The sequence below is a fragment of the Rhodococcus sp. UNC23MFCrub1.1 genome, from assembly GCF_000686025.1.
GTDB lineage: Bacteria > Actinomycetota > Actinomycetes > Mycobacteriales > Mycobacteriaceae > Rhodococcoides.
This window is the reverse complement of record NZ_JMLQ01000008.1, coordinates 160,899-186,094: the sequence shown is the minus strand read 5'-3', so window position 1 is coordinate 186,094 and position 25,196 is coordinate 160,899. Positions and strand designations below refer to the sequence as shown.

Here is a 25,196-nt window from a genome sequence, read left to right as displayed (position 1 = left end):
AGTGCACGAGCCCCTCTCTGCTGTCGGCAGTCCGTCAGGACACGGTGTCGAGATCGCGTCCGCGCGTCTCCTTCATGACGACGAGTGCGAACAGCGTCAGTGCCGCGGCGACGGCCAGGTACACGCCCACCCACGCGACGCCGTACGAGTTCACCAGCCAGGTCGCGATGAACGGCGCCACGGCCGCTCCCAGGATGCTGGCCGTGTTGTAGGAGATACCCGATCCGGTGTAGCGCACGTTGGTCGGGAACAGCTCCGGCAGAACAGCACTCATCGGTCCGAAGGTCAGACCCATCAGCGCCAGGCCGACGCACATGAACAGCAGCATGCGGCTCTCGGTGGCGGACTCGGGAGCAGCGAACCACTTGAACGACAGGCCGAACAGGATGATCGCGGTCGTGATGAAGATCAATGTGATGCGGCGGCCGAACCGATCCGCGAGCCAGCCGGAGACCGGGACGAACGCGGCGAAGAACAACACCGAGATGAGCTGCAGGCCCAGGAAGTCCGTGTAGGCGATGGTCACGGCGACACCGCTGTGATCGACCACCTTGCCGGTGCCGTAGCTGACCACCCACGTCGTCATGACGTAGAACAGCGTGTACGTCGCGAGCATGACGAACGTGCCGAGGATCAGCGGACGCCAACTGGTCTTGAAGACCTCCGCCACCGGCGTCTTGACGCGCTGGCCGTTGGCCACGGCGCGCTTGAACACCGGTGTCTCCTCGAGCTTGAGTCGCACGTAGAGGCCGATGATCACCATGATCGCGCTCAGCAGGAAGGGCACACGCCATCCCCACGTGAGGAAGGCGTGGTCCGATCCGGACGTCTTGGAGTCGTAGTCCATCGACAACGTCAGGATGAGGAAGATCCCGTTGGCCATCAGGAAGCCGATGGGGGCACCGAGCTGCGGCCACATCGCGGCCCAGGCCCGCTTGCCCTCCTTGGCGGTCTCGGTGGCGAGCAGTGCAGCGCCCGACCACTCGCCGCCCAGGCCGACACCCTGCGTGAAACGCATGAGCGCCAACAACATCGGGGCGATGATGCCCACGCTGTCGTACGTCGGCAGCAGTCCGATGAGGAAGGTCGCGACGCCCATGGTGAGCAGGGACCCGACCAGGGTCGCCTTCCGGCCGATGCGGTCACCGAAGTGTCCGAACAGCACCGAACCGATGGGCCGCGCGACGAAGGCGAGGCCGAACGTCGCGAACGACGCGAGCAGGGCCGTCGTGTCGTTGCCCGCGGGGAAGAACAGCCGGGGGAAGACGAGGACGGCGGCGGTGGCATAGATGTAGAAGTCGAAGAACTCGATGGAGGTTCCGACCATCGAGGCGATCACGATGCGACTGCGAGGTACGCCGTCCACTGCATCGAGACCGGAGTCCGGACCGGCGATGTTCGAACCGTCGGGGTTCGGAACGCGGTCCGCGGAAGTGCTTGTCACGGGTTTCTCCTGTTGGGAGGCGGGTTCGTCAGCAGGAAGTTACCCGACGCATCGTGACGTGAGGGCCGATACCGGCCACTCGGTTCGTGAGTGCTCACCACGCGGGGACCGACGTCCGGCGGGACCGGCCCCGTCCGGCGGCGATAGTGTGAGCCCCGAACGGGTAAGGACATAAGGTTGGCCGGTATCGCCGGACGATCACTGTCGAGCGCGACGAACATCTTCGAAGGGACTTGCACGTGAGCAGCAGCCGAGGCACCGACACGAGCGGTCGGACGACCGCTCCGGCCAGTATCTCCTCGATCCCGCTGACGGACGTCGACAGTCGCAGCAACCCCGCCACGGCCAGCATCGGCACCCTGGTCAAGGACGCGACGACACAGGTCTCCACGTTGGTCCGCGCCGAGGTCGAACTGGCCAAGGCCGAGGTGACCGGCGAGATCAAGAAGGGACTGCAGGGCAGCGTCCTCTTCATCCTCGCGCTCGCGGTCCTGATCTTCAGCTCGTTCTTCTTCTTCTTCTTCCTCGCCGAGCTGCTCAACGTGTGGGTCACGCGGTGGCTCGCGTTCCTCATCGTCTTCCTGATCATGGTGGTCATCACGGCGCTGCTCGCGTTCCTCGGCTACCTCCGGGTGAAGAAGCTGCGCAAGCCCGAGAAGACCATCGACTCGCTGAAGGCGGCCTCCTCGGTGCTGCCGGGCCAGGGCGACGGCGCACCGCCGAAGAAGCAGCTGGACGCGCTCGACGTGCGCGCCCCGCTCTCGCGCTGACACCGCGCCCGCGTACCGACGACAGTGGCCGCACCCGACCCGTCGACCGTCCGATATCCCGGCCCGTGGCAGCACCGCGACATCCGCGCCAACGGCATCCGGTTCCACATCGCCGAGGCGGACACCTCGGCGTCCGCCGACCCGGGACGCCCTGATCCGAGTCGGCCGGCGCCGCTGGTCGTTCTCGTCCACGGCTTCGCCGACCTCTGGTGGTCGTGGCGCCACCAGCTGACCGCTCTCGGCGCCGCCGGCTATCACGCCGTGGCAGTAGATCTGCGGGGCTACGGCGACAGCGACAAGCCGCCTCGCGGCTACGACGGCTGGACCCTCGCCGGTGACATCTCCGGCCTCGTTCGCGCGCTCGGACACTCCGAGGCGGATCTCGTCGGGCACGCCGACGGCGGACTCGTGTGCTGGGCGACCGCAGCGCTGCACCCTCGCGCTGTTCGCTCGATCTCGCTGCTCGCCTCACCGCATCCGATCTCATTGCGACGGGCCGCGATACGGGACTCGGCGCAGCGCGCGGCGCTGCTGCCGTCGTTCCTGCGCTACCAGGTTCCGCTCACACCCGAGAAGACGCTCGTCGCCGACGACGGTGCCGAGGTGGAGCGACTCGTCCGTGCCCGGTCGTCCGCGCAGTGGCAGTCGTCCACGGAGTTCGGCGACGTCGTGTCGAGGATGCGGTCGGCCGTCCGCATCCCCGGTGTCGCACACAGCACGTTGGAGTATCAGCGCTGGGCGTTCCGCAGCCAGTTCCGTTCCGACGGTCGCCGCTTCCGCGCCGCGATCGACCGGACCGTCGATCTACCGGCGCTGCAGATCCTGGGATCCGCCGACCCGTACGTCCTGCCGACAACGGCGCGCCGCGACTCCCACTGGGCACCGCAGCTCGTGGAGCATCGCGTGACGGGATCGGGGCACTACGTGCACCAGGAACGCCCGGACGAGGTCACCGACGTTCTGCTGCGCCATCTCCGAGCGAGCGGTCAGCCCTTGTAGGGGTCGACGAGGGTGCTCGCGATGATCGCCTCGAGACCGACACGGACGCGTCCCGACGGAGGCGGTGTCCCGCGCCCGAACAACCGCACCACAGCGGCCACCGACGCGCCGCCCAGAGCCACGTCACTCCCCAACTGCGGCCACGTCGACAATGTCGTACCGATGTCCGGCAACGATGCCGCCATGCGCGGCGTGATGCGCTCCATCTCGAGGATGCGCCCCGCCAGTGGCGCCTTCTCCCGCGGCGTCATCCCCGCGACCGCCGCGGCGTCGACGTCGCCGAGCAACCCGTGGAAGTACGGTCGGTCGGGTTCGAGGTCGTAGCGCTCGATGTCGAGCACGCCCCCGTCGCTGGTCTCCATGATCACGGGAATCCCGCGGCGACGGCACTCCTGCCGCACCAACACCTTCGCGTCGATCGAGTCGCACTCCTCGACGACGATGTCGAGGTCGGCGAGAAAGGCGTCCGTGGTCGCCTCGTCGATCCCGGTCGGGAACGTCGTCACCTCGAGGTACGGATCCAGTTCGGCGATGCGGCGAGCCGCCAGCACCGCCTTGTTGACGCCGAGGTCGAACACCGACGCGGGCACACGGTTGAGATTCGACAGGTCCAGATCGTCGAAGTCGGCCAACCGGAGCTCGCCGCACAGCCCTTCGAGAGCGAGGGTGTGCGCTACCGCGTGGCCGACGCTCAGACCCACGACGCCGACGCGCAGGCGCCGCGCAGCATCCTGCTCGTCCACGGTGATCTTGTTGCGGTTCCGGTCCAGGCGCAGCAACCGGAACCCGCGCGGACCGAGCACCCGCACGAGCGAGCGACGCCAGGGGTAGTGCACCCACCGGGTCGGCTCGTCCAGGAGCTCGGACGACGGAGTGGGCAGCAGTGCGTCGAGCGACTGGAGCTGCTCGGCGGTGGTGTCCAGGATCGCGTCGTCCCCGATCTCGGACATCAGTCGATCGAGAACCTCGTGATCGCCGAGGTCGGTCGGATCCAGGACGCGGTGCTCGCTCATGCTCACTCCTCTGCCGTCACGGGAGGGGTTCCGTCTTGTCGCGGCGCTGCACCGGCGTCAGGGTCGGTGACCACCGGACGACGTCCTCCATCGCGAATGCCACTCGATCGCGGCCCGCCGTCTTCGCCGCGTACAGCGCGCGGTCGGCCGCGTAGGTCAGTCGGTCGAGGGTGGCCTCGACGTCGTTGCCGCCCCTCTCGTCGAACACCACGTTCGCCTGCGCCACTCCGATGCTGACGGTGACGTCGCACGCGGAGCGGACGCTCTCGAGCACCTTCTCCTCGAGCCCCGCGACGGACTTGCTGAGGCCGAGCACCAGGAACTCCTCCCCGCCCAGCCGGGCGACCACCGCGTCCTCGGGAACGTAGGCGGCGATCGCCTCGGCGACCGTGGTGAGCACGACGTCACCGGCCGCGTGACCGCGAGTGTCGTTGACGGACTTGAAGTGGTCGACGTCGACGAGCGAGACGACGATGGCGTCGGACTTCTCCGATGCCTCTGCGAGCATGGCGCTCACCCGCGGCAACATGCCGCGGCGGTTGAGCAGGCCGGTGAGCGGATCGGTGTTCGCCAGGGTCTCGAGGCGGGCTGTCACCGATTCGAGCGAGCTGCGCATGGTGGCGATCAACACCGCCGGCACCACCACGGTGGTGACCGCGGCGCCGGCCGCGACGAACCGCACCGCGCCCTCGGAGCCGTTGATGCTCAGTGCCGTCGCCATGATCACCGCGGCGCCGGTGAGCGAGATCGTGACCTTGGGCGGCGATCCGGACGCCGCGATGGCGGGCACGACGGCCAGCATCGCCGTGACCGCGCGCGACCCCGACGGATCGGCGATCAGATAGGCGGAGATGGCGACGCCGACCATGCCACCCGACCCCAGCACCGTGAACTGCCGGTCGGACAGACGACCGGCACGCAGGGTGATGCCCACGGTGACCACGGTGAACGCGACGATGACGGCCAGGAGCGGCAGCGTGCCCGGCCGCAGGAACGTGGGCTGGAGAATCGCGATGACGAGCAGGGGCAGCGCCCCCGAGGCACTTGCCATGACCGCCTTCGACCGCGTGTCGAAGTAGTTGCCGGCCGCCGTCAGCTGCCGACCGCCGCGGCGGCCCATCCTCGCCTCGTCTCCCGTCGTCACCGTCACCCGTCACATCCCGTGTCCGCGCGCCGCAGACCGTCGGATGATTCCCCGGGAACCGTCGGACCAAGCGGACACACGTCGCGCGCCCCTCGAACAACCCGTGTCGTGATCGCCACGTCACGGCGTCGACGTACCCCCATCGATGCTCCCCCCGTCGAGCCGGGGACGCGGAGTACGTCGTCTCCTCGCCACCTTCGTGATCACGGTACGCGGTGCGGGCGCTCCTCGGCGTGACAGCCGATGCATCCTCACCCGACGCAGGATCCCGTACCGGCAGGTTGCCCGTTCTGCAGCCCCGTTGCCACCTCGTCGGCGACTTCTGCTGCGGTCAACACGAATCCGGTATCGGAGTTGTCGACGGCGGCGCCGAAGACGACGCCGAGAACCGTGCCGTCGGTGGCCACCAGCGGTCCGCCGGAATTGCCCTGACGGATCGATCCGCGCACGGTGTAGACCTCCCGGTCCACCGTCCCGGTGCGGTAGATGTTCGGCCCGGTGAGGTTCAGTGTCTCGCGCACCCGCGCGGACGATGCCGTGTACGGGCCACCGCCGGGATACCCGAGCACCACCGCGTCGGTTCCCGATTCCGCGCGCCCCGTCGCGAACGGCAGGACGTCGGCGGTCAGATCCGGCACGTTCAGCACCGCGATGTCGACGGCGGGATCGAACAGGACGACCTCCGCGTCGAGCGGGCCGTCCACGGTGTCGACGGCCACCGACGAGGTGCCGGCGACGACGTGCGCGTTGGTGATGACACGGCCCGGCCCGATGACGAAACCGGAGCCCTCGAGCGCCTTCTGGCAGCTCTCGGCGATACCGCGGATCCGCAGCACGCTGTCCTGGAGGTCTGCCGCGATCGGCGACGCCAGCACGCTGGGATCCGGCGGACCGACCTCGGCCACGGGAGTGCGGCCGAAGGGTCCGATGACGTCGGGGAGACCCGACGTGTCGAGCAGAGCCGAGAACTCGTTGGGGATCTCGCGGACCCACTCGGGCGCCACGTCGTCCACGGCGCCGAGGATCGACGATCCGCGCACGGCGGCGGCGATCTGCGGTTGCGACGCCGCGGTGAGCGGGACGGCCAGCAACCAGGCCGCGACGAGCACGGCCACCGCCTGCAGACCGGCACCGATGACGCTGTCCACCGAGCGCGCCGCCGGGCTGTGGATCCCGCTGCGCAACGCTCGTCCCAACACCATGCCCGCGATCTCGCCGACGATCACCATGACGACGATGAGGGCGACGCCGACGAGCACGCGCATCCGCCCCTCCTCGACGTGGTCGAGGACGCGCGGTGCGAGCAGGATGCCCGCGACGGCACCGAGGACGACACCGAAGAAGGCGAAGGCGGACGCGACCGCGCCCTGCCGCCACCCCGACGACGCGGCGAGCAACGCCACCAGTGCCACACCGATGTCGAGCCAGGTCGATCCCGTCACGGGTGCAACTCCTCACCGACGGCGGCGAGCGACGTCTCGAGGTCCCGGACGTCCTCGGTGTCCCAGGGGGCACCCCAGCCCGCCGTCTCGAGGACGCCGGACAGCACTCCGGCCGTGAAACCCCACACGAGCATTCCTCCCACTGCGAACGCCGGGCCCCGATAACCGAGGGGGTGGCGCACCACGAATCTGTTGACCGGATCGAGAAGATCGGTGAGCGGCACGGCGACGACACGCTCCGTCTCGGCGGTGTCCACGACGAACACCTCGCTCGGGACGCGCCAGTACGCGATCACCGGTGTCACCTCGAAGCCCGACGGGGGCACGAAGATGGAGTCGAGCACCGTGAGCGGCTCCACGCCGTCCGGGTCCACCCCGGTCTCCTCCTGCGCCTCCCGCAGAGCGGTGCCGATGGATCCGTCGTCGCCGGGATCGGCCGCGCCGCCGGGAAAAGCGACCTGACCGCGATGTTGCCGCAGCGAGGACGCGCGTTGGGTCAGCAGCACGGTGGCGTCGGTGGGCAACTCCGCCGCGTCGGGCCGCCCGCCGAAGAGCACCAACACCGCGGCCGGTCTGCCCGTCGCCCCGTCCGGTGCGTGGCGGGCGATCACCGGGTTGCTCGCGTCGTCGCGCACGGTGTGCACGGCGGCCAGACGGGACAGCCACGGCGGCGTGCCCGCGGGATCCGTCACGCCGAGACTCCGAGGTGGGTGCGCACGGCGTCCGCGATCTCGTCGACGGAGCGGAACGGCTGCGGGAGAACCGCGGCGACGGATCCGTCGGCGGCGAGCAGCACGCTGACGGGCAACACGGCCGGAGCTCCGACGGCAGCGGCGACGGCAGCGGACGGATCCTGCACGCCGGGTAGTCGGACGCCGTACTCGGCCAGTCGGGTCAGGGCGTTGCCCTGGCGGGGATCCTCGTGCACCGTCACCACGGTAACGGCACCGCCCGCACGCTCGGCGTACTGCTGCAGATACGGCAGTTCCTCCGCGCACGGGCCGCACCAGTAGGCCCACAGGTTGAGCAGAGTCGGCGTGCCGGCGACGGCCGCACCGAGATCGACCGGCGCTCCGTCGGCCAGGCAGGTGGTGCGCAGACCCGCCAGTGGGCCGGCGGGCGCCTGGGCGCCGGCCGCCGGCACGGGGCACGCGGCGAGCGCGGCCTCGGTGCGCAAGGGGGCCAGCTCCGTGTCCGTCGCGTCGTCGGTGGGCGCCGCGCCGAAAGTGTCGCGGTAGTCGGCGAAGCTCGCCGGTCCCGTCGGATCGTCCCCGCGCGGCCAGATGGCGACGATGAGGGCGACGACCACCACGAGCGCGGCCAGGCTCCACCTCGCCGCGGACGACCTGCTCACGTCTCGATGCCGGCCAGGGCGAGGATGTGGTCCGTCTCCGGCCCCTTCACCAATGCCGCGGCCTTGACGGGGTCGGTCGGCCCCAGCCCGTACGACGGGCAGTCCTTCGCCAGCAGGCAGACACCGCACGCCGGCGTCCGCGAATGGCACACGCGGCGGCCGTGGAAGATCACGCGGTGGGACAGGATCGTCCACTCCTTGCGCGGGATCAGCGCACCGATGGCGTGCTCGACCTTGACCGGATCCTCCTCCTCGGTCCAGGCCCAGCGGCGGACGAGTCGGCCGAAGTGGGTGTCGACGGTGATGCCGGGAATGTCGAACGCATTGCCGAGGACCACGTTGGCCGTCTTGCGCCCGATACCGGGCAGCGTCACCAGCTCCTTCAGCGAGGCGGGAACCTCACCGTCGTACCGCTCGAGGAGCTCGCGGCCCAGCCCGATGAGGGAGTTGGCCTTGTTGCGGTAGAAGCCGGTGGACCGGATGTACTCCTCGAGCTCCGTCCGGTCGGCCTCCGCGTAGTCGCGCGCCGACCGGTACTTCGCGAAGAGTGCCGGCGTGGTCTCGTTGACCCTCTTGTCGGTGCACTGCGCGGAGAGGATGGTGGCCACCGCGAGCTCGAGCGGGGTGGTGAAGTCCAACTCGCAGTAGACGTGCGGAAAGACCACGCCGAGGTCGCGATTCATCCGGCGTGCCCGGCGCGTGAGCGCGAGGGCGGACTCGTCTCGTTTGCCCACGTGAGAGGGACCGGCGGCTGATTTCTGCACGCCACGACTCTACGGAACGCCCCCGACAGCACGCTCCGGTCGTGTCCGCACCGGTGACCCCGCCGTGTTCTTTTCGAGACGTCGACAGTGTTTACTCCTCGGTATGCAAGCACTCGCTGTGGTTCTGTTCCCGGTCTTGCTGATGCTGTTCGCCCTCGCCATGGAGCGCTTCGAGGCGCGGCTGAACCGCGCAGGAGTCCGCGAGCAGGAGGTTCAGGAATTCCTGGACGCCGCCAGTTCCGCCGAGGTCGCCACCCTGGCCGCGGAAGGCTTCCCGAACGCCCTCGCACGGTTCCGCACCCGACGTCGCCGCGGTGGCGACGTCATGGAGGAGGACGTCGCTCTTCTCGACGACAGGGCACGCCGCGCCAGCTGAGCACCCGCCGACACGGCCCCGGTCCGACGCCGACGCGTCGAGGGTGGCTGTGATCACTCCTGTGGCCGCACGGCGACGTAGACTCCGACCGGACACATGAAGACGACACATTCGTAGATCTGCCGATCTTTCAGGGCAAGGGAGTACACGTGGACGAGGTACTGGCACGAGCCGGCATCTTCCAGGGGGTCGAGCCGTCTGCGGTGTCGGCGCTGACCAAGCAGCTGCAACCGGTCGATTTCCCGCGTGGCCACGTGGTCTTCAACGAGGGTGAGCCCGGCGATCGGCTGTACATCATCGTCAGCGGCAAGGTGAAGCTCGGCCGCCGCTCCCCCGACGGTCGCGAGAACCTCCTGACCATCATGGGTCCGTCCGACATGTTCGGTGAGCTCTCGATCTTCGATCCCGGCCCCCGCACCTCCACCGCCACCACGGTCACCGAGGTGCGCGCGGTGAGCATGGATCGCGACGCCCTGAAGGCCTGGATCGATCAGCGCCCCGAGATCGCCGAGCAGCTGCTCCGGGTGCTCGCCCGCCGGTTGCGTCGTACCAACAACAGCCTGGCCGACCTCATCTTCACCGATGTTCCCGGCCGCGTCGCCAAGGCACTGCTGCAGCTCGCACAGCGTTTCGGCACCCAGGAGGCCGGCTCGCTGCGCGTCGTCCACGACCTCACGCAGGAGGAGATCGCTCAGCTCGTCGGCGCCTCTCGCGAGACCGTGAACAAGGCGCTCGCCGACTTCGCGCACCGCGGCTGGCTCCGCCTCGAGGGCAAGAGCGTGCTCATCTCCGACTCCGAGCGACTCGCCCGGCGCGCACGCTAACTGCGCAGATACGTCAGCTGGGCCTTGACCGACATCCGCGCCGCGGGCCACAGCTTCTTGTCGACGTCCGCGTAGACGTGACGCACCACCTTCAGAGGGGTGGCGTCGGGTCCGAGGACGTCGAGCGCTGCCCGCACCTGGTCGAGTCTCTGTTCGCGATGGGCCCGGTAGGCGCGGGCGAGCACCGCGGTGTCGGGCTGGTCCGGCCCGTGGCCGGGCAGCGCGACGCGTCCCTCACCGAGTTGCTCCAGTCGGTCGAGTGAGGCCAGGTAGTCACCGAGATCCCCGTCCTTCCCGTCCAGGACGGTCGATCCGGCACCGAGGATGGTGTCCCCGGTCAGCACCGCGTCGTCGAGGACCAGGCTGACGGAATCGGCGGTGTGGCCCGGTGTCGCCGCGACGGTGAGTTCCACCCCGGCGGCCGCGATGACCTCGCCGTCCACCAGCGGCGCGGCGTCACCTCGGAGGTACGTGGACGTGACCGCGCGCACCGGCGCGGACGTCGACCGGTGCAGTCGGGCGATACCGCCGGTGTGATCGTGATGGCGGTGGGTGATCAGGATCAGCGCCACGCGTCCCTGCGCCGCGATGCGGTCGACGTGCGACCGGGAGCGCGGGCCCGGATCGACCACGATGCACTGCTCGTGCCCCGGGGCTCGCAGAATCCACGTGTTCGTGCCGTCCAGCGTCATCTTCCCGGGGTTCTCGGCCAGGAGGACGGACGCGGTCGACGTCACGCGCCGCAGCCGTCCGTACGCGGGGTGCTTCTCCGATGCCGTGGGATCCTTCTCCGCCATGCGACCACTGTGCCAGCCGACGGAGGTTCGGTGCCGACAGGGACAGAACCTAGGCTCGCACCATGAGAATCGGTCTGATCGGTGCCGGACCCTGGGCTCGTCAGGCCGCGGCACCCGCACTCACCGCGCATCCCGACATCGAGTTCGCCGGCATCTGGGCCCGCCGTCCCGACGCCGCGGCACAGACGGCTCCCGAGGTGCCGTACGTCGACGACGTCGATGCACTGATCGACTCCGTCGACGCCGTCGCGTTCGCGGTACCCCCCGAGGTGCAGTTCGATCTCGCCCGTCGGGCGGCTGCCGCGGGTCGACATGTGTCGTTGGACAAGCCGATCGCCGGTTCTGCGGCGGATGCGGCCACTCTCGTGGCCGCGATCGACGAGGCCGGGGTCTCGTCGATGGTCACGCTGACGCGTCGCTTCGCACCCGAGACCCGAGCATTCCTCGACGCCGTGCGCGACACGGAGGTCGCGACCGTGACGGCGACCTGGCTGTCCGGCGCCCTGCTCGGCGGCGAGTACGCCGGCTCGACGTGGCGGCAGGAGGGCGGCGCCCTCATGGACGTCGGCCCGCACGTTCTCGATCTCGCGATGGAGGTGCTCGGACCGGTCGTGTCCGTGGCGTGGGCGAGGCGTGACAACGCGTCCGACACGTGGTCGCTGGCTCTGCAGCACGGGAGCACCGCCGGAGTCCGGACGAGCCTGGTGACGCTGTCCATGCGGACGCCTGTGCGCCCGTCGGTGCTGCGGGTCGGCGCGAGCGGACCGGGCGGCCTGGTCGAGTTGTCGGACCGCACCACGCCACCCGACCGGTGTTACGCGGTACTGCTCGACGAGTTCCTGGAGTCCGTCCGGACCGGCACCCGCCACGAGTGCTCGGCACATCGCGGACTCGCTCTGCAGCGCGTCATCGAGCAGTGCCGGACCCTCGTGGCGAGCGGTCGGTGACGCACACCCGTCAGGCGGGTGCGACCTCGACGATCATCTCCACCTCGACGGCTGCGCCCAGGGGCAGCTCGGCGACTCCGACAGCCGACCGAGCGTGGATGCCGGCGTCGCCGAACAGCTCCCCGAGCAGGTTCGACGCACCGTTGATCACGCCGGGCTGACCGGTGAATCCCGGTGCCGACGCGACGAATCCGACGACCTTGACGATGCGGACCACGGAGTCGATGCCGACCAGCGCGTCGATCGCGGCCAGTGCGTTCAACGCACAGACGCGGGCGGCGGCGGTCGCGTCCTCGGCCGACACCTCGGCCCCGACCTTGCCGGTGGCGGTCAGCGCGCCGTCCACCATGGGCAGCTGACCCGAGGTGAAGACGTGATCTCCCGACCGCACCGCGGGAACGTAGGACGCGACCGGCGGCACGACGGGCGGAAGGGTCAGCCCGAGCTCGGCGAGCTTCTCCGTCACACCCATGTCAGCTCTTCGGGCGCTTGAAGTAGGCGACCAGGTTCTCGCCGGTGGGGCCGGGCATGACCGTGACCAGCTCCCAGCCGTCGGCACCGAAGTTGTCGAGGATGGCCTTGGTGTTGTGGATCAGCAGGGGTGCGGTGAAGTATTCCCACGTCGTCGATGCGCTCATGGCAGGAGCCTATAGCGCACCGGGTCAGTAAGGTCGAGGACGTGTCGGAGACAGCAGGTGCGACGTCGCACCCCACCGGATCGTCCCCTCAGGCGGAGCGAGGATGGCCGCCCGAAGCGGACCGCGCTCGACTGCACTTCGTCTCGGGCAAGGGTGGGACGGGCAAGAGCACCGTCGCCGCCGCGCTCGCCCTGGCCCTCGCCGCAGGTGGGCGCAAGGTTCTACTGGTCGAGGTCGAGGGACGCCAGGGCATCGCCCAGCTCTTCGACGTCCCCCCGCTGAGCCCGGTGGACACCAAGGTGGCCTCCGCCGACGGCGGTGGTGAGGTGTACGCGCTGGCCATCGACATCGAGACCGCGTTCCTCGAGTACCTCGACATGTTCTACAACCTCGGCTTCGCCGGCCGGGCGATGCGGCGGGTGGGAGCCATCGAGTTCGCCACCACCATCGCCCCCGGTCTGCGCGACGTACTCCTCACCGGCAAGGTGAAGGAGCGTGCGGTCCGCACCGAGAAGAACGGTCGGCTGCTCTACGACGAGATCGTCGTCGACTCGCCGCCGACGGGGCGGATCGGGAGCTTCCTGGATGTGACGACGGCGATGCGCGACCTCGCCAAGACCGGCCCGGTGCGATCGCAGAGCGAGGGTGTGGTGAAGCTGCTCCACTCCGAGCAGACACTGGTGCACCTGGTGACGCTGCTCGAGGCGCTGCCGGTGCAGGAGACCGCCGATGCTGCTGCGGAACTCGCAGCGGCCGATCTCCGACTGGGCACCGTGGTCGTCAACCGCACCGAGGAGTCGTTCCTTCCGGCGGAGGCGCTCGCCGAGGCGGCCTCCGGGAACCTCGACGCCGCCGCGATCGAGAAGAAACTCGCCGATGCCGGAATCACGCTGTCGGAGGACGACTTCGCCGGCCTGCTGACCGAGTCCATCGAGCACGCGTCGAGGCTCGCGGCCCAGCGCGAGAGCGAACAGCGTCTCGGTGACCTCGCGGTGCCGCGCCTGACGCTCCCGGCTCTGGCCGACGGCATGGACCTCGGCGGACTGTACGAGCTCGCCCACCACCTCACGGAACAGGGAGTGCGATGAGCACCGTTCCCACTCTCGACATCGGGTCCATCCTGACCGATCCGTCGTCGCGGATCGTCGTGTGCTGCGGCTCCGGCGGTGTCGGCAAGACCACCACCGCGGCGTCGATGGCGTTGCGGGCAGCCGAGAACGGGCGCCGGGTAGTCGTGCTGACGATCGATCCCGCACGGCGCCTGGCCCAGGCTCTCGGCGTCGGCGAGCTGGACAACACTCCGCAGCCGGTCGCCCTCGGGCCCGGCGCCACCGGCGAACTGCACGCGATGATGCTCAACATGCGTCGGACGTTCGACGAGATGGTGATGGAGCACTCGACGCCGGAGAAGGCCCGGCAGATCCTGAACAATTCCTTCTATCAGACTGTGGCGTCGTCCTTCTCGGGGACGCAGGAGTACATGGCGATGGAGAAGCTGGGGCAGCTCGCCGCCAGCGGTGACTGGGATCTCGTGGTCGTGGACACGCCGCCGTCGCGCAACGCGCTGGACTTCCTCGACGCCCCACAGCGTCTGGGGTCGTTCCTCGACGGTCGCATGATCAAGCTGCTGATGGCCCCGGGTCGCGGGCTGGGCCGAGTGGTCACCGGCGCCGTGGGTCTCGCGATGCGCGGCGTCTCGTCCATCGTCGGCAGCCAGATGCTCTCCGACGCTTCCGCTTTCGTGCAGTCGCTGGACTCGATGTTCGGTGGCTTCCGCGAACGTGCGCGCCACACGTACGACCTGCTGCGTCAGGACGGAACCCATTTCGTCGTCGTCGCGGCCGCGGAGCCCGACGCGCTGCGGGAGGCATCCTTCTTCGTCACCCGCCTGTCCGAGGACGGCATGCCGTTGGCTGGACTGGTGCTCAACCGCACGCACCCGACGCTGAGTTCGCTGCCGTCCGACCACGCCGTCACGGCCGCCGACCAGTTGGACGCCGAAGGCACCCCCGATGCCGCTCTGGCCGCGGGAGTGCTTCGCGTGCACGCGCATCGGGCCGTCACCGCGAAGCGCGAGATCGGACTGCTGCGTCGTTTCACCGCCGCTCACCCCCGTGTTCCCGTCGTGGGGGTGCCCTCGCTGCCGTTCGAGGTGTCCGATCTCGACGCACTGCGTGCCGTCGCCGATCAGCTGACCGGCACCGCCTGAGCCTCTGCGCTCAGGCGGTGAGCCGCAGGCCCGCGCCGGGGCCGCCGCTCTCGTCGATCGCACGCAGGATCGACACCAGGTCGGTGACGACGGCGGGGCCGATGCAGGGTGCCACGAGGTATGCGTTCACCATGCCGACCACGGACGTTCCCCGCACCACCGGCGCACCGGAGTCCCCGGCGTTCACGCACACCTGAGCGAACACCTGCTGGGAGTTCAGGATGTCACCGTAGGAGACTCCACACGTCGCACCGGTCGTACGACCCTGCTTGCACACGGTCTCGGCCAGCCGTGCGGGATCCCCGACAGCCGTGATGGTGGCGCTGCCGACGGAGGCCACCGGGGCCACCCGCTCCGCGTCGAACTCGATGATCGCCGTGTCGTACGCGGGCAGAACCGCGACGACGGAGCCCACATTTCCTGCGGCGGAATCGCTCTCGCTCGCCACGGTGTCGCCGACCCGCCCGCAGTGACCTGCGGTGAGCCCGATGGTGCGCCCGGCGGTGTCCGCACCGATCACGGTGAGACTGCACAGGGTCTCTCGTCCGTCCTGCGTCAGGACCAGCCCGGAACCCCCGCCCAGCTCCACGCGCTCGGCGGCGGAGGCCTGAGCCCCGCCGCCGAGAACGAGCGAGCAGAGGACGGCGAGACCGACCAGAAGTACTCGCATCGGTGTGACTACTTCTTCACTGCGGGCGGCGCCTCGAGCAGCGTGACGAACTGCTGCGCGTTGGCCACGGCGGAACCGAGACCACCGATGGCGGTACCGGCGAGCGATCCACCGGCGCCGAGCAGCAGGGCGCCACCGATGCATCCGGCGATCGGGCCCGCACCGAAGAGGAGCGCGACGGGAGCGGAGACGATGCCGGCCGCGGCCGCACCGAGGAGGCAGCCGCCGACGAGACCGGTTGCGGCACCGAGGAATCCACCGACCGTGGCGGTGAGCGACAGGTTGTCCTTGACGCCGGCGACCGCGGCGGGCAGGTCCACCTGGTTCAGGCCCGGAATGTCGTAGACCGGCGCGGCGGGCGCAGCGGCGTCGACCGCGAGGGTCGCGGTGTTGCCCTCGACCTGAGCGGACACGGGATGCGCCAGTCCGTCGACGGCGAGAGCCAGCGGCACCGAATCGACGACGACACCCGAGTCGTCGCGGATGACCAGGTGGTTGTTCTCGTTGCTCAGGGTTCCCGAGTCGGTGGTCACGAGCAGCCCGGTGCCCGCGGCCACGGCGTTCCAGTGCACCTCGGGAGCAGCGGCGGGTGCCGGATCGGCGTACGCGGTCGCGGAGGCGGTGCCCAGCGACACGATCGTCATCGCGGCGACAACCGCGATCTTGTTCATCTTCATGCCCGTCGAGTCCTTTTCGCAGTGGGAGCGAATCCGCGCTGATCGTCGGATCCGTCAAGCGGCGAGTGCCGAGCAGGATTCAACGGTCACGGTGAGACGGTGTCAATCGACGTGCGAGACAACGGAAAGCGAACCGCGAGGGACGGGCCGACACACGGACCGGGCGCGGCCGGGGCACCGAACGCCGGGTCCCATTCGGTGCCGGGCACGACCGGCGCGGCGGCAGGCGAGCGGGCGCCCCCACGGTCCGCGTCGGCGACGGCGCAGGTCAGAGCGTGGAAAGCCTTCCCGCGCGGGCGCGGCAGCCGAGCGACCGTGCGTCACGCTTCTTCCGATACGACCGATTCCGTTGTGACGCACACAGACTCGATGGAGGTCCGATTCGTCCGCGCTGTCGCGTGTGGTCGATCGACACGGGCGGGCGTGACAGACACACCGCGCCCCGGACGGGTCCCGACGCGTCGTCGGGCGTTCACGAAGAGTTCATGCGGTGCGACGAGAGATCTCCCACCGCGAATCGGACATCGCGGTGGGAGATCACAGGAACCGTGGCCGGTCGCCCGGCGGCGGCGTGGGTCAGACGGCCGACTGGTGGTGACGCTGGGTCTCGAAGAACTCGGCCCAGGAGTCCACCTCGGGGTGCTGCTTGATCAGGGCCCGGCGCTGACGCTCTGTCATGCCGCCCCAGACGCCGAACTCGACACGGTTGTCGAGGGCGTCCGCTCCGCACTGCATGAGCACGGGGCAGTGACGGCAGATCGTTGCGGCCTTGCGCTGCGCGGCGCCGCGGACGAACAGTTGATCGGGATCCACTCCCCGGCATCGTGCCTGCGATACCCATGCGATGCGCGCTTCGGCTTCCCCGATGTCGAGCGCTGCATTCGGCGTTCCTGTGTGCATTCGTTGACCCCTTACCGTCGGCGAACACCGTTTCCCTGGCGTTCCGGGCGTCCCACCCGCCGACGCAGCTCACGCTGCACAGCGAACTGAGGAGCACCCCACTAACTGATGTGATTGTTATCTGAATCACATCGTGTCCATCAATGTAGGGGAAAGGCCGCGCGGGAAGCAAGGTGGGGGATCACTTTTCTGGTACGCCCGTGCGATCGGTCACATCGGAGCAGGTCAGCCGTCCACATGTCCGGTACGGGCTGTGTCCCGGAGGAGCCACGTACTCTGTTGTTCGTGCCGATCGCCAAGACTGTCGCCAAACTCGCCGGGTGCTCCGCCCTGGCCGGCGCGCTGCTCGCCGGAGTCATGTTCCCGCTCGCCGGCGGGTTCGGATTCGCGTCCAACCGCGCCGCCGACACCGTGGACAACGTCTCCGCGGAACTCGTCGAGGGAACGGTGCCCGCCGTGTCCACGATGGTGGACTCCGCGGGCAACCCCATCGCGTGGCTCTACGAGCAACGACGCTTCGAGGTGCCGAGCGACCGCATCTCGAACGAGATGAAGCTCGCCATCGTCTCCATCGAGGACCGCCGGTTCGCCGAGCACGAGGGCGTCGACTGGCAGGGCACGGTGCGCGCCTTCCTGACCAACACCACCAGCGGACAGGTGGAGCAGGGCGCGTCCACCCTCGACCAGCAGTACGTGAAGAACTACCAACTGCTCGTCGTCGCCAAGACGGACGCCGAACGCCGCGCCGCCATCGAGACCACTCCCGCGCGTAAGATCCGCGAGATCCGCATGGCGCTGACGCTGGACAAGCAGCTGACCAAGGACGAGATCCTCACGCGCTACCTCAACCTGGTGCCGTTCGGTAACTCGTCCTACGGCATCCAGGACGCGGCACAGACGTACTTCGGCATCGACGCGAGCCAGCTGAGCCTGACGCAGGCGGCGATGCTCGCGGGCATGGTGCAGTCCAGCTCCGCCCTCAACCCGTACACCAACTACGACGGCGTGATGGCGCGACGGAACACCGTTCTCGACACGATGATCCAGAACATCCCGGACCGCGCGGCGGAGATCGAGGCCGCCAAGGCCGAGCCGCTGGGCGTGCTGCCAGAGCCCAACCAGTTGCCGCGCGGCTGCATCGCCGCCGGTGATCGTGGCTTCTTCTGTGACTACGCGCTGCAGTACCTGGCCGACGCCGGCATCAGCAAGGACCAGGTGGACAAGGGCGGTTACCTGATCAAGACCACTCTCGACCCGGCCGTGCAGTCCTCCACGAGCGCCGCCCTGTCCGGGAACAGCAGCCCGGATCTCGACGGTGTCGCGACGGTCATGAACGTCATCGCGCCGGGGCAGGACTCGCACCGCATCCTCGCGATGGGGTCGTCACGGCGCTACGGCCTGAACGGCGACGCCAACGAGACCGTCCAGCCGCAGCCGTACTCCCTGGTGGGCAGCGGTGCCGGGTCGATCTTCAAGATCTTCACCACCGCCGCCGCGATGGAGAAGGGCCTCGGCACGTCCGCGGTCCTGCAGGTGCCCAACCGCGTCGAGGTCAAGGGGCTCGGCGACGGCGGTGCGCGCGGGTGCCCTCCCTCGACGTACTGCGTGACCAACGCCGGCAACTACCCGCAGTCACTCTCGGTGACCGACGCGCTGGCACAGTCCCCCAACACCGCCTTCGTGAAGCTGATCGAGTCGGTCGGCGTCACCCCGACGGTCGACATGGCCGTCCGCCTGGGCCTGCGCTCGTACACGCTGCCCGGCACAGCCGGCCAGGGCACCGACCAGAGCCTCGCCGACTACCAGAAGGAGGCGAACCTCGGCTCCTTCACGCTCGGACCGACGTACGTCAATCCGCTGGAACTGTCCAACGTGGCCGCGACCCTCGCGTCCGGCGGCAAGTGGTGCCCGCCCAACCCGATCGACAGCGTCTTCGATCGCAGCGGCAAGCAGATCCCCGTCACGCAGCAGGCGTGCGAGCAGGTCGTGGAGCCGGGACTGGCGAACACACTGGCCAACGCGATGAGCAAAGACGACCAGCCCGGCGGCACGTCGGCGTCCGCCGCGAGCTCGGTGGGCTGGTCGCTGCCGATGTCCGGCAAGACCGGCACCACGGAATCGCACCGATCCTCGGGATTCCTCGGATTCACGAACCGGTACGCGGCCGCCGCCTACACCTACGGCGATTCCCCGACTCCCAGCGAGATCTGCTCGTTCCCGCTGCGCCCGTGTGGTTCGGGCAACCTGTTCGGCGGTAACGAGCCTGCACGGACCTGGTACGACGCGATGGATCCGGTGGCCACGAACTTCGGCGACGTCGGACTCCCGGCCGTCGACCAGAAGTACGTGCGCGGATCGGCCAACGGCCAGGTTCCCGACGTCACGGGCCTGACGCAGAACTCCGCGACCTCGCAGTTGCAGGCCGCCGGGTTCCGCGTGCAGGTGGCGACCACCGCGTCGTCGGAGGGTCGGGGCACCGTGGTCAGCACGTCACCCTCGGGTTCCGCCATTCCAGGATCGACGGTCACGATCTACATCAGCGACGGGTCCGTCCGGGCGGCACCGGCGGCCCCGGCGCCGGGGATCCAGCTTCCGGCGTTGCCGCCCGGGGTCACCCTGCCGGCGATCCCCGGGCTGACGGCACCGCCGCGCTAGCTGCGGCAGTGCCGTGCGGCGGCGAGTGCTCTACAGCCGAGCCTTGACCGCGGCCGAGATGCGGGAGCCGTCGGCCTTGCCGGCGGCGATCGCCGTGGCGGCCTTCATGACCTGTCCCATCTGTCGCATCGCCGGGCGCTCACCGAGTTCCTCGGCCACCTGCGCGATGGCCGTGTCGGCGACGTCGGCCAGTTCGGCGTCGGTCAGCGGCGTCGGCAGGTACTCGTCGATGATCTGCGCCTCGGCACGCTCGGTGGCGGCGAGTTCACCGCGCCCGTTCTGGGTGTAGATCTCGGCGGACTCGCCGCGCTTCTTCGATTCCTTGGCCAGCACGCGCAGCACGTCCTCGTCGGTGAGCTCGTGTGCTTCCTTACCCGACACCTTCTCGGTCTGTACCGCCGACAGCAGCATTCGCAGCGTCGCCGTCCGGAGCTTGTCCTTCGCCTTCATCGATGTCGTCAGATCCGCCCGCAGGCGCTTTTCCATGTCACAGTTCTCGGCCATGTCGGAAACGGTACTGTCGAAGAGGTGTCCGGTACATCAGCGTTCCCCCGTCGCTCGGCGCACCCGCTCCCGAGTCTGCAGTCGGCCGCGCGTTCTCTCGCCACTCCCGGAGGGATCGCGGCTCTCGCCGCGGGATCGGCGGCGGTGGGGTTGACCTACGCCACGGCCATCGAGCGGAACGCCTTCGCGCTGCGGGAGACCACCATGCCGGTGCTCGCCCCGGGGTCGTCGACGCTGCGTGTCCTGCACATCAGCGACCTGCACATGATGCCGGACCAGAAACTCAAGCAGAACTGGGTGCGTGAGCTCGATCGGCTCGAACCCGATCTCGTCGTGAACACCGGCGACAACCTGTCCCACCAGCGGTCGGTGCCGGCCGTGGTGCAGTCGCTCGGGTCGCTCCTCGGTCGGCCAGGGCTGTTCGTGTTCGGCTCGAACGACTACTTCGCGCCCGTGCCCAAGAACCCCCTGAAGTACTTCTCGAAGAATCACAAGAAGGTGTTCGGGAACCCGCTGCCGTGGCAGGACCTGCGGGCGGCCTTCACCGAGCGCGGGTGGATGGACGTCACCCACGTCCGCCGCGAGCTCGAGGTGTCCGGCGTCCGGATCGCCACGGCCGGGGTGGACGATCCGCACCTGAAGCGTGATCGCTACGACACCATCGCCGGCGCGCCGAACCCCATCGCCGACGTGAGCATCGGCATCACCCACTCTCCCGAACCGCGCGTTCTCGATCGCTTCGCGGCGGACGGATACGACCTGGTGCTCGCGGGACACACCCACGGCGGCCAACTGTGCCTCCCGTTCTACGGCGCACTGGTGACCAACTGCGAGCTCGACCGCTCTCGCGTCAAGGGACCCTCGCGCTGGGGTGCCCACACCCGACTGCACGTGTCGGCCGGACTCGGGACGTCGCCGTATGCGCCGTACCGCTTCTGCTGCCGTCCCGAGGCCACCCTGATCACTCTCGTTCCGGCGAAGCGTCCGCCCAGGACCTCACCCGAACAGGGCGTTTCGCGTTCCGAAGCCATGGTGCGATAGAGTTGCAGAGCTGCCCTGACGGGGAGTGAACGGCCACGGGGTGTGGCGCAGCTTGGTAGCGCGCTTCGTTCGGGACGAAGAGGTCGTGGGTTCGAATCCCGCCACCCCGACTCGTGGTTGAGACACGAAAGAAAGCCCCGACCGGGGAAACCTGGTCGGGGCTTTCGTGCTTCTGCGCAGCGGTTCAGCGAGCGCTGCCCCGAGCGACCGTGCTCTCCGTCGCGTCATCCGGACCGGGTAGTTCGGCATCGATGTCATCGTGCGCGACGGGATGGGCAGGCAGAAAAATGAGGGTGAGAACGGCAGCAGCGGCAGTCACGCCTCCCGCGACCATGCATCCGAGCGACATTCCGTCGACGAAGCCCACCCTTGCGACCTCTGTCAGTCGTGCGCCTACATCGGCACCGGCCTGACCGAACAGTTCCGCCGCCCTGTCGGCAGCGAAGAGTGCCGCGCCGACCGATTCGCTCGCGGGCTCCCGCAGCGGCTCGGGAAAGGATCCGACATCGAGATGATCGCGATACGCGGACAGTGCGACCGATCCGATCACCGCGACGCCGAGGGTGCCGCCGAGCTCACGCGTGGCGTCGTTGACCGCCGACCCCATGCCGGCCTTGTCCGGTGAGACCACACCCATGATCGCTTCGGTTGCCGGCGTGCCGGTCAGTCCGATGCCGCCACCCAACAGGAGCATCTGAAGCAGGATGACCCAGTAGTCGGCGTCGGCAGAGAGAGTCGACGCCCACACGAATGCGACGCTGAGAGAGAACAATCCGAAAGCGACGACCACTTTCGTGCCGATTGCGACAGCGATCCGAGGCCCGACGAGCGCTGCCACCGCGATCGAGCCCGCGACCGGCAGGATTCGGACGCCGGTCTCCAGAGCGCCGTACCCGCGCACGAACTGGAAGTACTGGGTGACCAGGAAGATGAAGCCGAACAGGGCGAAGAATCCGCCGGTGACCGCTCCACTTGCGGCGGTGAACCGCATGTTCGCGAACAACCTGACATCGAGCATGGGATGGTCGCTCCGGATCTCGTGGATGACGAACACCGTCGACACCACCGCAGCCACCACGAAGCCGATCACGGTAGGTGGCGAGCCCCATCCGCGGTCGGGTGCCTCGATGATCGAGTACACGAGCGTGCCGAGTGCGACGGTCGACAGTACGAGGCCGACGTAGTCGAGCGGCGGCGTAGCGGGGTCGCGCGACTCGGGGATGAAGCGCGCGGCGAAGAACAGCGTGAACGCCGCAGCTATGCCGTTGAAGACGAGAATCGATCCCCACCAGAAGTGCTCGATCAGGGCACCACCGACGACCGGACCGGTGGCCACCGCAAGGCCGGTGGCCGCTCCCCACAACCCGAGAGCTTTCACCCGTTCGGTCCGATCGGTGAACACGTTGGCGAGGATCGACAGCGTTACCGGATAAACCAGTGCAGCGGCGACACCGGCGAGTGTGCGCCAGGCGACGAGTACGCCGGGGCTGCCGCTGAGCGCTCCGCCTGCGGATGCTGCGACGAAGATGACGAGTCCGAGCAGCAGGAGCCGACGACGACCGAATCGATCGCTGAGCGATCCACCCGCCAGCACCAGCGCGGCGAACGCAAGATTGAACGCGTCGACGATCCAGAGCAGGTCCCGGGTGCTGGCCCCCAGCTCCCTGACCAGCGTGGGCAGAGCGATGTTGATGACGGTCGTGGACACGTTGACAACGAATACCGCTAGACAGAGCGTCGCGAGGACGGCCGTCTTGTTGACGGCGCTAGTGGAGAGTGGGCGGGTGAGCGACATAATGAAGTTATAGCAGACGCTGCCTGCCGTGCACCCCGAAGCGGTCCCCTGTGCCGTCAGCCGGGTGTCCCGTCCCGATGTGAAACGATCGACTCATGGCATCCGCTCACACGCCCCTCGTCGGGAGCGTCGACGACGAACCCGTCCGCGAGCGGCTCATCCGCTCGGCGATGGAGTTGCTGGCCGATGCCGGTCCGAGCGAGTTGAAGGTGCGGACGATCACCGATCGCGCCGGCGTCTCGACGATCACCATCTATCACCACTTCGGCGGTTTGCAGGAACTGTTGCAAGAGGTCGTCATCCGCGGATACGCCAACCTTCGTGCTGCATTGCTCGCAGCATCAGCGGCACGAATGAACCCGGGCGCACAGTTGTTCGCAATGGCACTGAGCACCCGCGAGGTTGCCCAACGCAACGCCCACCTCTACGACATGATGTTCGGCCTCTCCACTCGGGGCACGTACCGATACGTCGCTTCGACGAATCGGATGTCCACCGACGGGTTCGGTCCCGCCTATGCCGTCCTGGCCGCCACCTGCGAGAAATTGGCTCGCACGGGGGTGTCGCCGATCGCGGGAGAGCAGATGGCGGCAGAACTGTGGAGTCTCGTCCACGGCTTCGTCACGCTGGAAATCAGCGGGCAATTCGCAGATTTCACAGACCCCGTGGCCACCATCTTGGAACCGATGGCTGTCAACCACTTCGTCGGGATGGGATACCCGCGCGATCTGTCAGAGGCCGGCGCGAAGCAAGCCGTGCGATGGTGGAAGCGACGGCAGCAGTCGCAGCCCTAGCGCGCATCCGGCGTGGTTGTCCGTCACGAACGTCGGCGGGCGGACACTTTGTCGGGTTCGGCGGCGGCGAGCATGTCGTCACGCTCGACGACCTTGATGCGTTCGCGGCCCTCGACCCGGCCCAGTGAGCGTTCGTGTTCGTCCAGTCGATACCAGCCGTCCCAGGTCGTGAACTGCACGTCGCGCGATTCCAGGAGCTCGAGAACGGCGGATTCCTGCGGCGTGGCCGGGGTGTTCAGCGACTCGGCCCTCATGTCGTCGAGAATGCACTCGACGGTCTCGTTGGCGTCGCCCTTGGTGTGCCCGATCAGGCCGATGGGTCCCCGCTTGACCCAGCCCGTCGTGTAGAGCCCGGCCAGGTGGGTGCCCTCGTCGACGATGCGTCCGGCCTCGTTGGGGATGACACCGGCCCGGGTGTCGAACGGGATCCCCGGCAGATCGTCCGACAGATACCCGACCGCGCGATAGACCGCACCGACCTCCCAGTCGGTGAACGCACCGGTCGGCGTCACGTTGCCGCTCCCGTCCAGTCGGGTGCGTTCGGTGCGCAGACCGATGACCTTGCCTTCGGCGCCGAGGATCTCCACGGGTGATTCGAAGAAGTGCAGAAACAGCTTGTGCGGACGGTCACCGGGTTCGCGGATCGCGTAGTTCTCGATGATCGTGGCAACCTGATCGGTGATCTTGGAGGCGCGTCGCGCGACCGCGGACCCCTCGTCGTACTCGATGTCCTCGGGGTCGACGATCACCTCGATCGTCGGGGAGTGGTCCAGCTCTTTCAACTCGAGCGGCGTGAACTTGGCCTGGGCCGGGCCGCGACGCCCGAACACGTGCACCTCGACGGCTCTGTTGGCCGCGAGCCCGTCGTAGACGTTCGGCGGGATCTCCGTGGGCAGCAGCTCGTCGGCGGTCTTGGCGAGCACCCGCGCGACGTCCAACGCCACATTGCCGACGCCGATGACGGCAACCTTCTCCGCCTCCAGAGGCCAGGTACGAGAGAAGTCGGGGTGTCCGTCGTACCAGGCCACGAACTGCGCGGCACCGAAGGAGCCGTCGAGATCGATGCCGGGGACGTCCATCGCGCGGTCCTCGGTGGCACCGGTGGAGAAAATCACCGCGTCGTACAGCGACCGGAGATCATCCACGGTGATGTCGGTGCCGAAGTCGACGTTGCCCAGCAGTCGGACCTGCGGCTTGTCGAGGACCTTGTGCAGGGCGGTGATGATGCCCTTGATGCGCGGGTGATCCGGTGCCACGCCGTAGCGAATCAATCCGAACGGCGCGGGCATCCGCTCGAACAGATCGATCGACACGCCACGCTCCGAGGCCGTGTCGGACTTCATCAGCGCGTCCGCCGCATAGATCCCGGCCGGCCCCGCTCCCACGATGGCGACTCGGAGGGGACGCGAATTTATAATGAGGTTATGCATCTGGTCATC

26 protein-coding genes and 1 tRNA gene are annotated in these 25,196 nt (G+C 68.6%); 11 read left to right on the top strand and 16 right to left on the bottom strand.

Going from position 1 to position 25,196, the window contains the following annotated elements; genetic code table 11:
- Positions 1-34 precede the first annotated feature (34 nt).
- Positions 35-1,327, bottom strand: coding sequence for an MFS transporter (locus BR07_RS0118515; RefSeq protein WP_037186585.1), 1,293 nt, complete (start codon positions 1,325-1,327; stop codon positions 35-37).
- Positions 1,328-1,683: 356 nt separating this feature from the next.
- Between BR07_RS0118515 and BR07_RS25440 the strand changes: the two genes are divergently transcribed.
- Complete coding sequence (locus BR07_RS25440) at positions 1,684-2,214, top strand: phage holin family protein (RefSeq protein ID WP_051613563.1); 531 nt, start codon at positions 1,684-1,686, stop codon at positions 2,212-2,214.
- A gap of 24 nt (positions 2,215-2,238) precedes the next feature.
- Positions 2,239-3,213: an alpha/beta fold hydrolase gene (locus BR07_RS0118505; protein WP_027506695.1), complete on the top strand. Its 975-nt coding sequence runs from the start codon at positions 2,239-2,241 to the stop codon at positions 3,211-3,213.
- Here the strand turns inward: BR07_RS0118505 and BR07_RS25435 are convergent.
- From BR07_RS25435 to nth, 6 genes are all read right to left on the bottom strand, one after another.
- Entirely contained in the window at positions 3,201-4,226 is a 1,026-nt protein-coding gene (locus tag BR07_RS25435; protein ID WP_037186579.1) for an Rv1355c family protein, read from the bottom strand. The genes BR07_RS0118505 and BR07_RS25435 overlap by 13 nt on opposite strands.
- A gap of 16 nt (positions 4,227-4,242) precedes the next feature.
- Positions 4,243-5,370 carry a GGDEF domain-containing protein gene (locus BR07_RS0118495; protein ID WP_155957104.1) on the bottom strand — a complete coding sequence of 376 codons (1,128 nt, stop codon included), beginning with the start codon at positions 5,368-5,370 and terminating at the stop codon, positions 4,243-4,245.
- Positions 5,371-5,621: 251 nt separating this feature from the next.
- Positions 5,622-6,812, bottom strand: a complete 1,191-nt coding sequence (locus BR07_RS0118490; RefSeq protein WP_027506693.1) for a MarP family serine protease — start codon at positions 6,810-6,812, stop codon at positions 5,622-5,624.
- Positions 6,809-7,504 carry an NUDIX hydrolase gene (locus BR07_RS0118485; RefSeq protein ID WP_027506692.1) on the bottom strand — a complete coding sequence of 232 codons (696 nt, stop codon included), beginning with the start codon at positions 7,502-7,504 and terminating at the stop codon, positions 6,809-6,811. The genes BR07_RS0118490 and BR07_RS0118485 overlap by 4 nt, the downstream gene beginning before the upstream one ends.
- Positions 7,501-8,166: a TlpA family protein disulfide reductase gene (locus BR07_RS0118480; RefSeq protein WP_037186491.1), complete on the bottom strand. Its 666-nt coding sequence runs from the start codon at positions 8,164-8,166 to the stop codon at positions 7,501-7,503. The genes BR07_RS0118485 and BR07_RS0118480 overlap by 4 nt, the downstream gene beginning before the upstream one ends.
- Positions 8,163-8,849 (bottom strand): endonuclease III, encoded by a 687-nt coding sequence (gene nth, locus BR07_RS0118475; protein ID WP_081821412.1) that lies wholly within the window; start codon positions 8,847-8,849, stop codon positions 8,163-8,165. The genes BR07_RS0118480 and nth overlap by 4 nt, the downstream gene beginning before the upstream one ends.
- A 184-nt stretch (positions 8,850-9,033) precedes the next feature.
- Between nth and BR07_RS0118470 the strand changes: the two genes are divergently transcribed.
- Together BR07_RS0118470 and BR07_RS0118460 are read left to right on the top strand one after the other, a co-directional pair.
- Positions 9,034-9,306: a hypothetical protein gene (locus tag BR07_RS0118470; protein WP_027506689.1), complete on the top strand. Its 273-nt coding sequence runs from the start codon at positions 9,034-9,036 to the stop codon at positions 9,304-9,306.
- Between the two features lie 149 nt (positions 9,307-9,455).
- On the top strand, positions 9,456-10,130 hold the full coding sequence (locus BR07_RS0118460) for a Crp/Fnr family transcriptional regulator (protein ID WP_027506688.1): 675 nt from the start codon (positions 9,456-9,458) through the stop codon (positions 10,128-10,130).
- On the opposite strand, the gene BR07_RS0118455 is transcribed toward BR07_RS0118460, so the two are convergent.
- Positions 10,127-10,927 (bottom strand): MBL fold metallo-hydrolase, encoded by an 801-nt coding sequence (locus BR07_RS0118455; RefSeq protein WP_027506687.1) that lies wholly within the window; start codon positions 10,925-10,927, stop codon positions 10,127-10,129. The two genes, BR07_RS0118460 and BR07_RS0118455, sit on opposite strands and share 4 nt — an antisense overlap.
- A gap of 62 nt (positions 10,928-10,989) precedes the next feature.
- Between BR07_RS0118455 and BR07_RS0118450 the strand changes: the two genes are divergently transcribed.
- Positions 10,990-11,874, top strand: a complete 885-nt coding sequence (locus tag BR07_RS0118450; RefSeq protein ID WP_027506686.1) for a Gfo/Idh/MocA family protein — start codon at positions 10,990-10,992, stop codon at positions 11,872-11,874.
- Positions 11,875-11,884: 10 nt separating this feature from the next.
- Here the strand turns inward: BR07_RS0118450 and BR07_RS0118445 are convergent, their stop codons facing one another.
- Entirely contained in the window at positions 11,885-12,346 is a 462-nt protein-coding gene (locus tag BR07_RS0118445; protein WP_027506685.1) for a RidA family protein, read from the bottom strand.
- Position 12,347: 1 nt separating this feature from the next.
- Positions 12,348-12,512, bottom strand: a complete 165-nt coding sequence (locus BR07_RS27445) for a hypothetical protein (RefSeq protein WP_197027831.1) — start codon at positions 12,510-12,512, stop codon at positions 12,348-12,350.
- 41 nt (positions 12,513-12,553) lie between these two features.
- Between BR07_RS27445 and BR07_RS25430 the strand changes: the two genes are divergently transcribed.
- Both BR07_RS25430 and BR07_RS0118430 read left to right on the top strand, forming a co-directional pair.
- Positions 12,554-13,600 (top strand): ArsA-related P-loop ATPase, encoded by a 1,047-nt coding sequence (locus BR07_RS25430; RefSeq protein ID WP_307109624.1) that lies wholly within the window; start codon positions 12,554-12,556, stop codon positions 13,598-13,600.
- The gene (locus BR07_RS0118430) at positions 13,597-14,721 is read left to right on the top strand and encodes an ArsA family ATPase (protein WP_027506684.1); all 1,125 of its coding nucleotides are present in this window, start codon (positions 13,597-13,599) and stop codon (positions 14,719-14,721) included. Before BR07_RS25430 ends, BR07_RS0118430 begins: the two co-directional genes overlap by 4 nt.
- Before the next feature lie 10 nt (positions 14,722-14,731).
- Here the strand turns inward: BR07_RS0118430 and BR07_RS0118425 are convergent, their stop codons facing one another.
- The 3 genes from BR07_RS0118425 to BR07_RS0118415 form a co-directional block, all read right to left on the bottom strand.
- On the bottom strand, positions 14,732-15,391 hold the full coding sequence (locus tag BR07_RS0118425) for a hypothetical protein (protein ID WP_027506683.1): 660 nt from the start codon (positions 15,389-15,391) through the stop codon (positions 14,732-14,734).
- A gap of 8 nt (positions 15,392-15,399) precedes the next feature.
- Positions 15,400-16,068 carry a hypothetical protein gene (locus BR07_RS0118420; RefSeq protein ID WP_027506682.1) on the bottom strand — a complete coding sequence of 223 codons (669 nt, stop codon included), beginning with the start codon at positions 16,066-16,068 and terminating at the stop codon, positions 15,400-15,402.
- 576 nt (positions 16,069-16,644) lie between these two features.
- Entirely contained in the window at positions 16,645-16,968 is a 324-nt protein-coding gene (locus tag BR07_RS0118415; protein WP_027506681.1) for a WhiB family transcriptional regulator, read from the bottom strand.
- A gap of 285 nt (positions 16,969-17,253) precedes the next feature.
- On the opposite strand from BR07_RS0118415, the gene BR07_RS0118410 reads away from it, so the two are divergent.
- Complete coding sequence (locus tag BR07_RS0118410; RefSeq protein ID WP_027506680.1) at positions 17,254-19,623, top strand: penicillin-binding protein; 2,370 nt, start codon at positions 17,254-17,256, stop codon at positions 19,621-19,623.
- Between the two features lie 30 nt (positions 19,624-19,653).
- On the opposite strand, the gene BR07_RS0118405 is transcribed toward BR07_RS0118410, so the two are convergent.
- A complete protein-coding gene (locus BR07_RS0118405) occupies positions 19,654-20,127 on the bottom strand; it encodes a GatB/YqeY domain-containing protein (protein ID WP_027506679.1) in 474 nt (157 codons plus the stop codon).
- Positions 20,128-20,202: 75 nt separating this feature from the next.
- On the opposite strand from BR07_RS0118405, the gene BR07_RS0118400 reads away from it, so the two are divergent.
- Both BR07_RS0118400 and BR07_RS0118395 read left to right on the top strand, forming a co-directional pair.
- Complete coding sequence (locus tag BR07_RS0118400) at positions 20,203-21,168, top strand: metallophosphoesterase (RefSeq protein WP_051613580.1); 966 nt, start codon at positions 20,203-20,205, stop codon at positions 21,166-21,168.
- Between the two features lie 36 nt (positions 21,169-21,204).
- Positions 21,205-21,278: transfer RNA gene (locus BR07_RS0118395), tRNA-Pro, on the top strand.
- A 74-nt stretch (positions 21,279-21,352) separates the two neighbouring features.
- Here the strand turns inward: BR07_RS0118395 and BR07_RS25425 are convergent.
- Entirely contained in the window at positions 21,353-22,963 is a 1,611-nt protein-coding gene (locus BR07_RS25425) for an MFS transporter (RefSeq protein WP_051613562.1), read from the bottom strand.
- A 95-nt stretch (positions 22,964-23,058) separates the two neighbouring features.
- Here BR07_RS25425 and BR07_RS25420 point away from each other — a divergent pair, with 95 nt between their 5' ends.
- Positions 23,059-23,757: a TetR/AcrR family transcriptional regulator gene (locus BR07_RS25420; RefSeq protein WP_037186485.1), complete on the top strand. Its 699-nt coding sequence runs from the start codon at positions 23,059-23,061 to the stop codon at positions 23,755-23,757.
- Positions 23,758-23,780: 23 nt separating this feature from the next.
- Here the strand turns inward: BR07_RS25420 and BR07_RS0118380 are convergent, their stop codons facing one another.
- Entirely contained in the window at positions 23,781-25,187 is a 1,407-nt protein-coding gene (locus BR07_RS0118380) for an FAD-dependent oxidoreductase (protein WP_027506677.1), read from the bottom strand.
- Positions 25,188-25,196 lie beyond the last annotated feature (9 nt).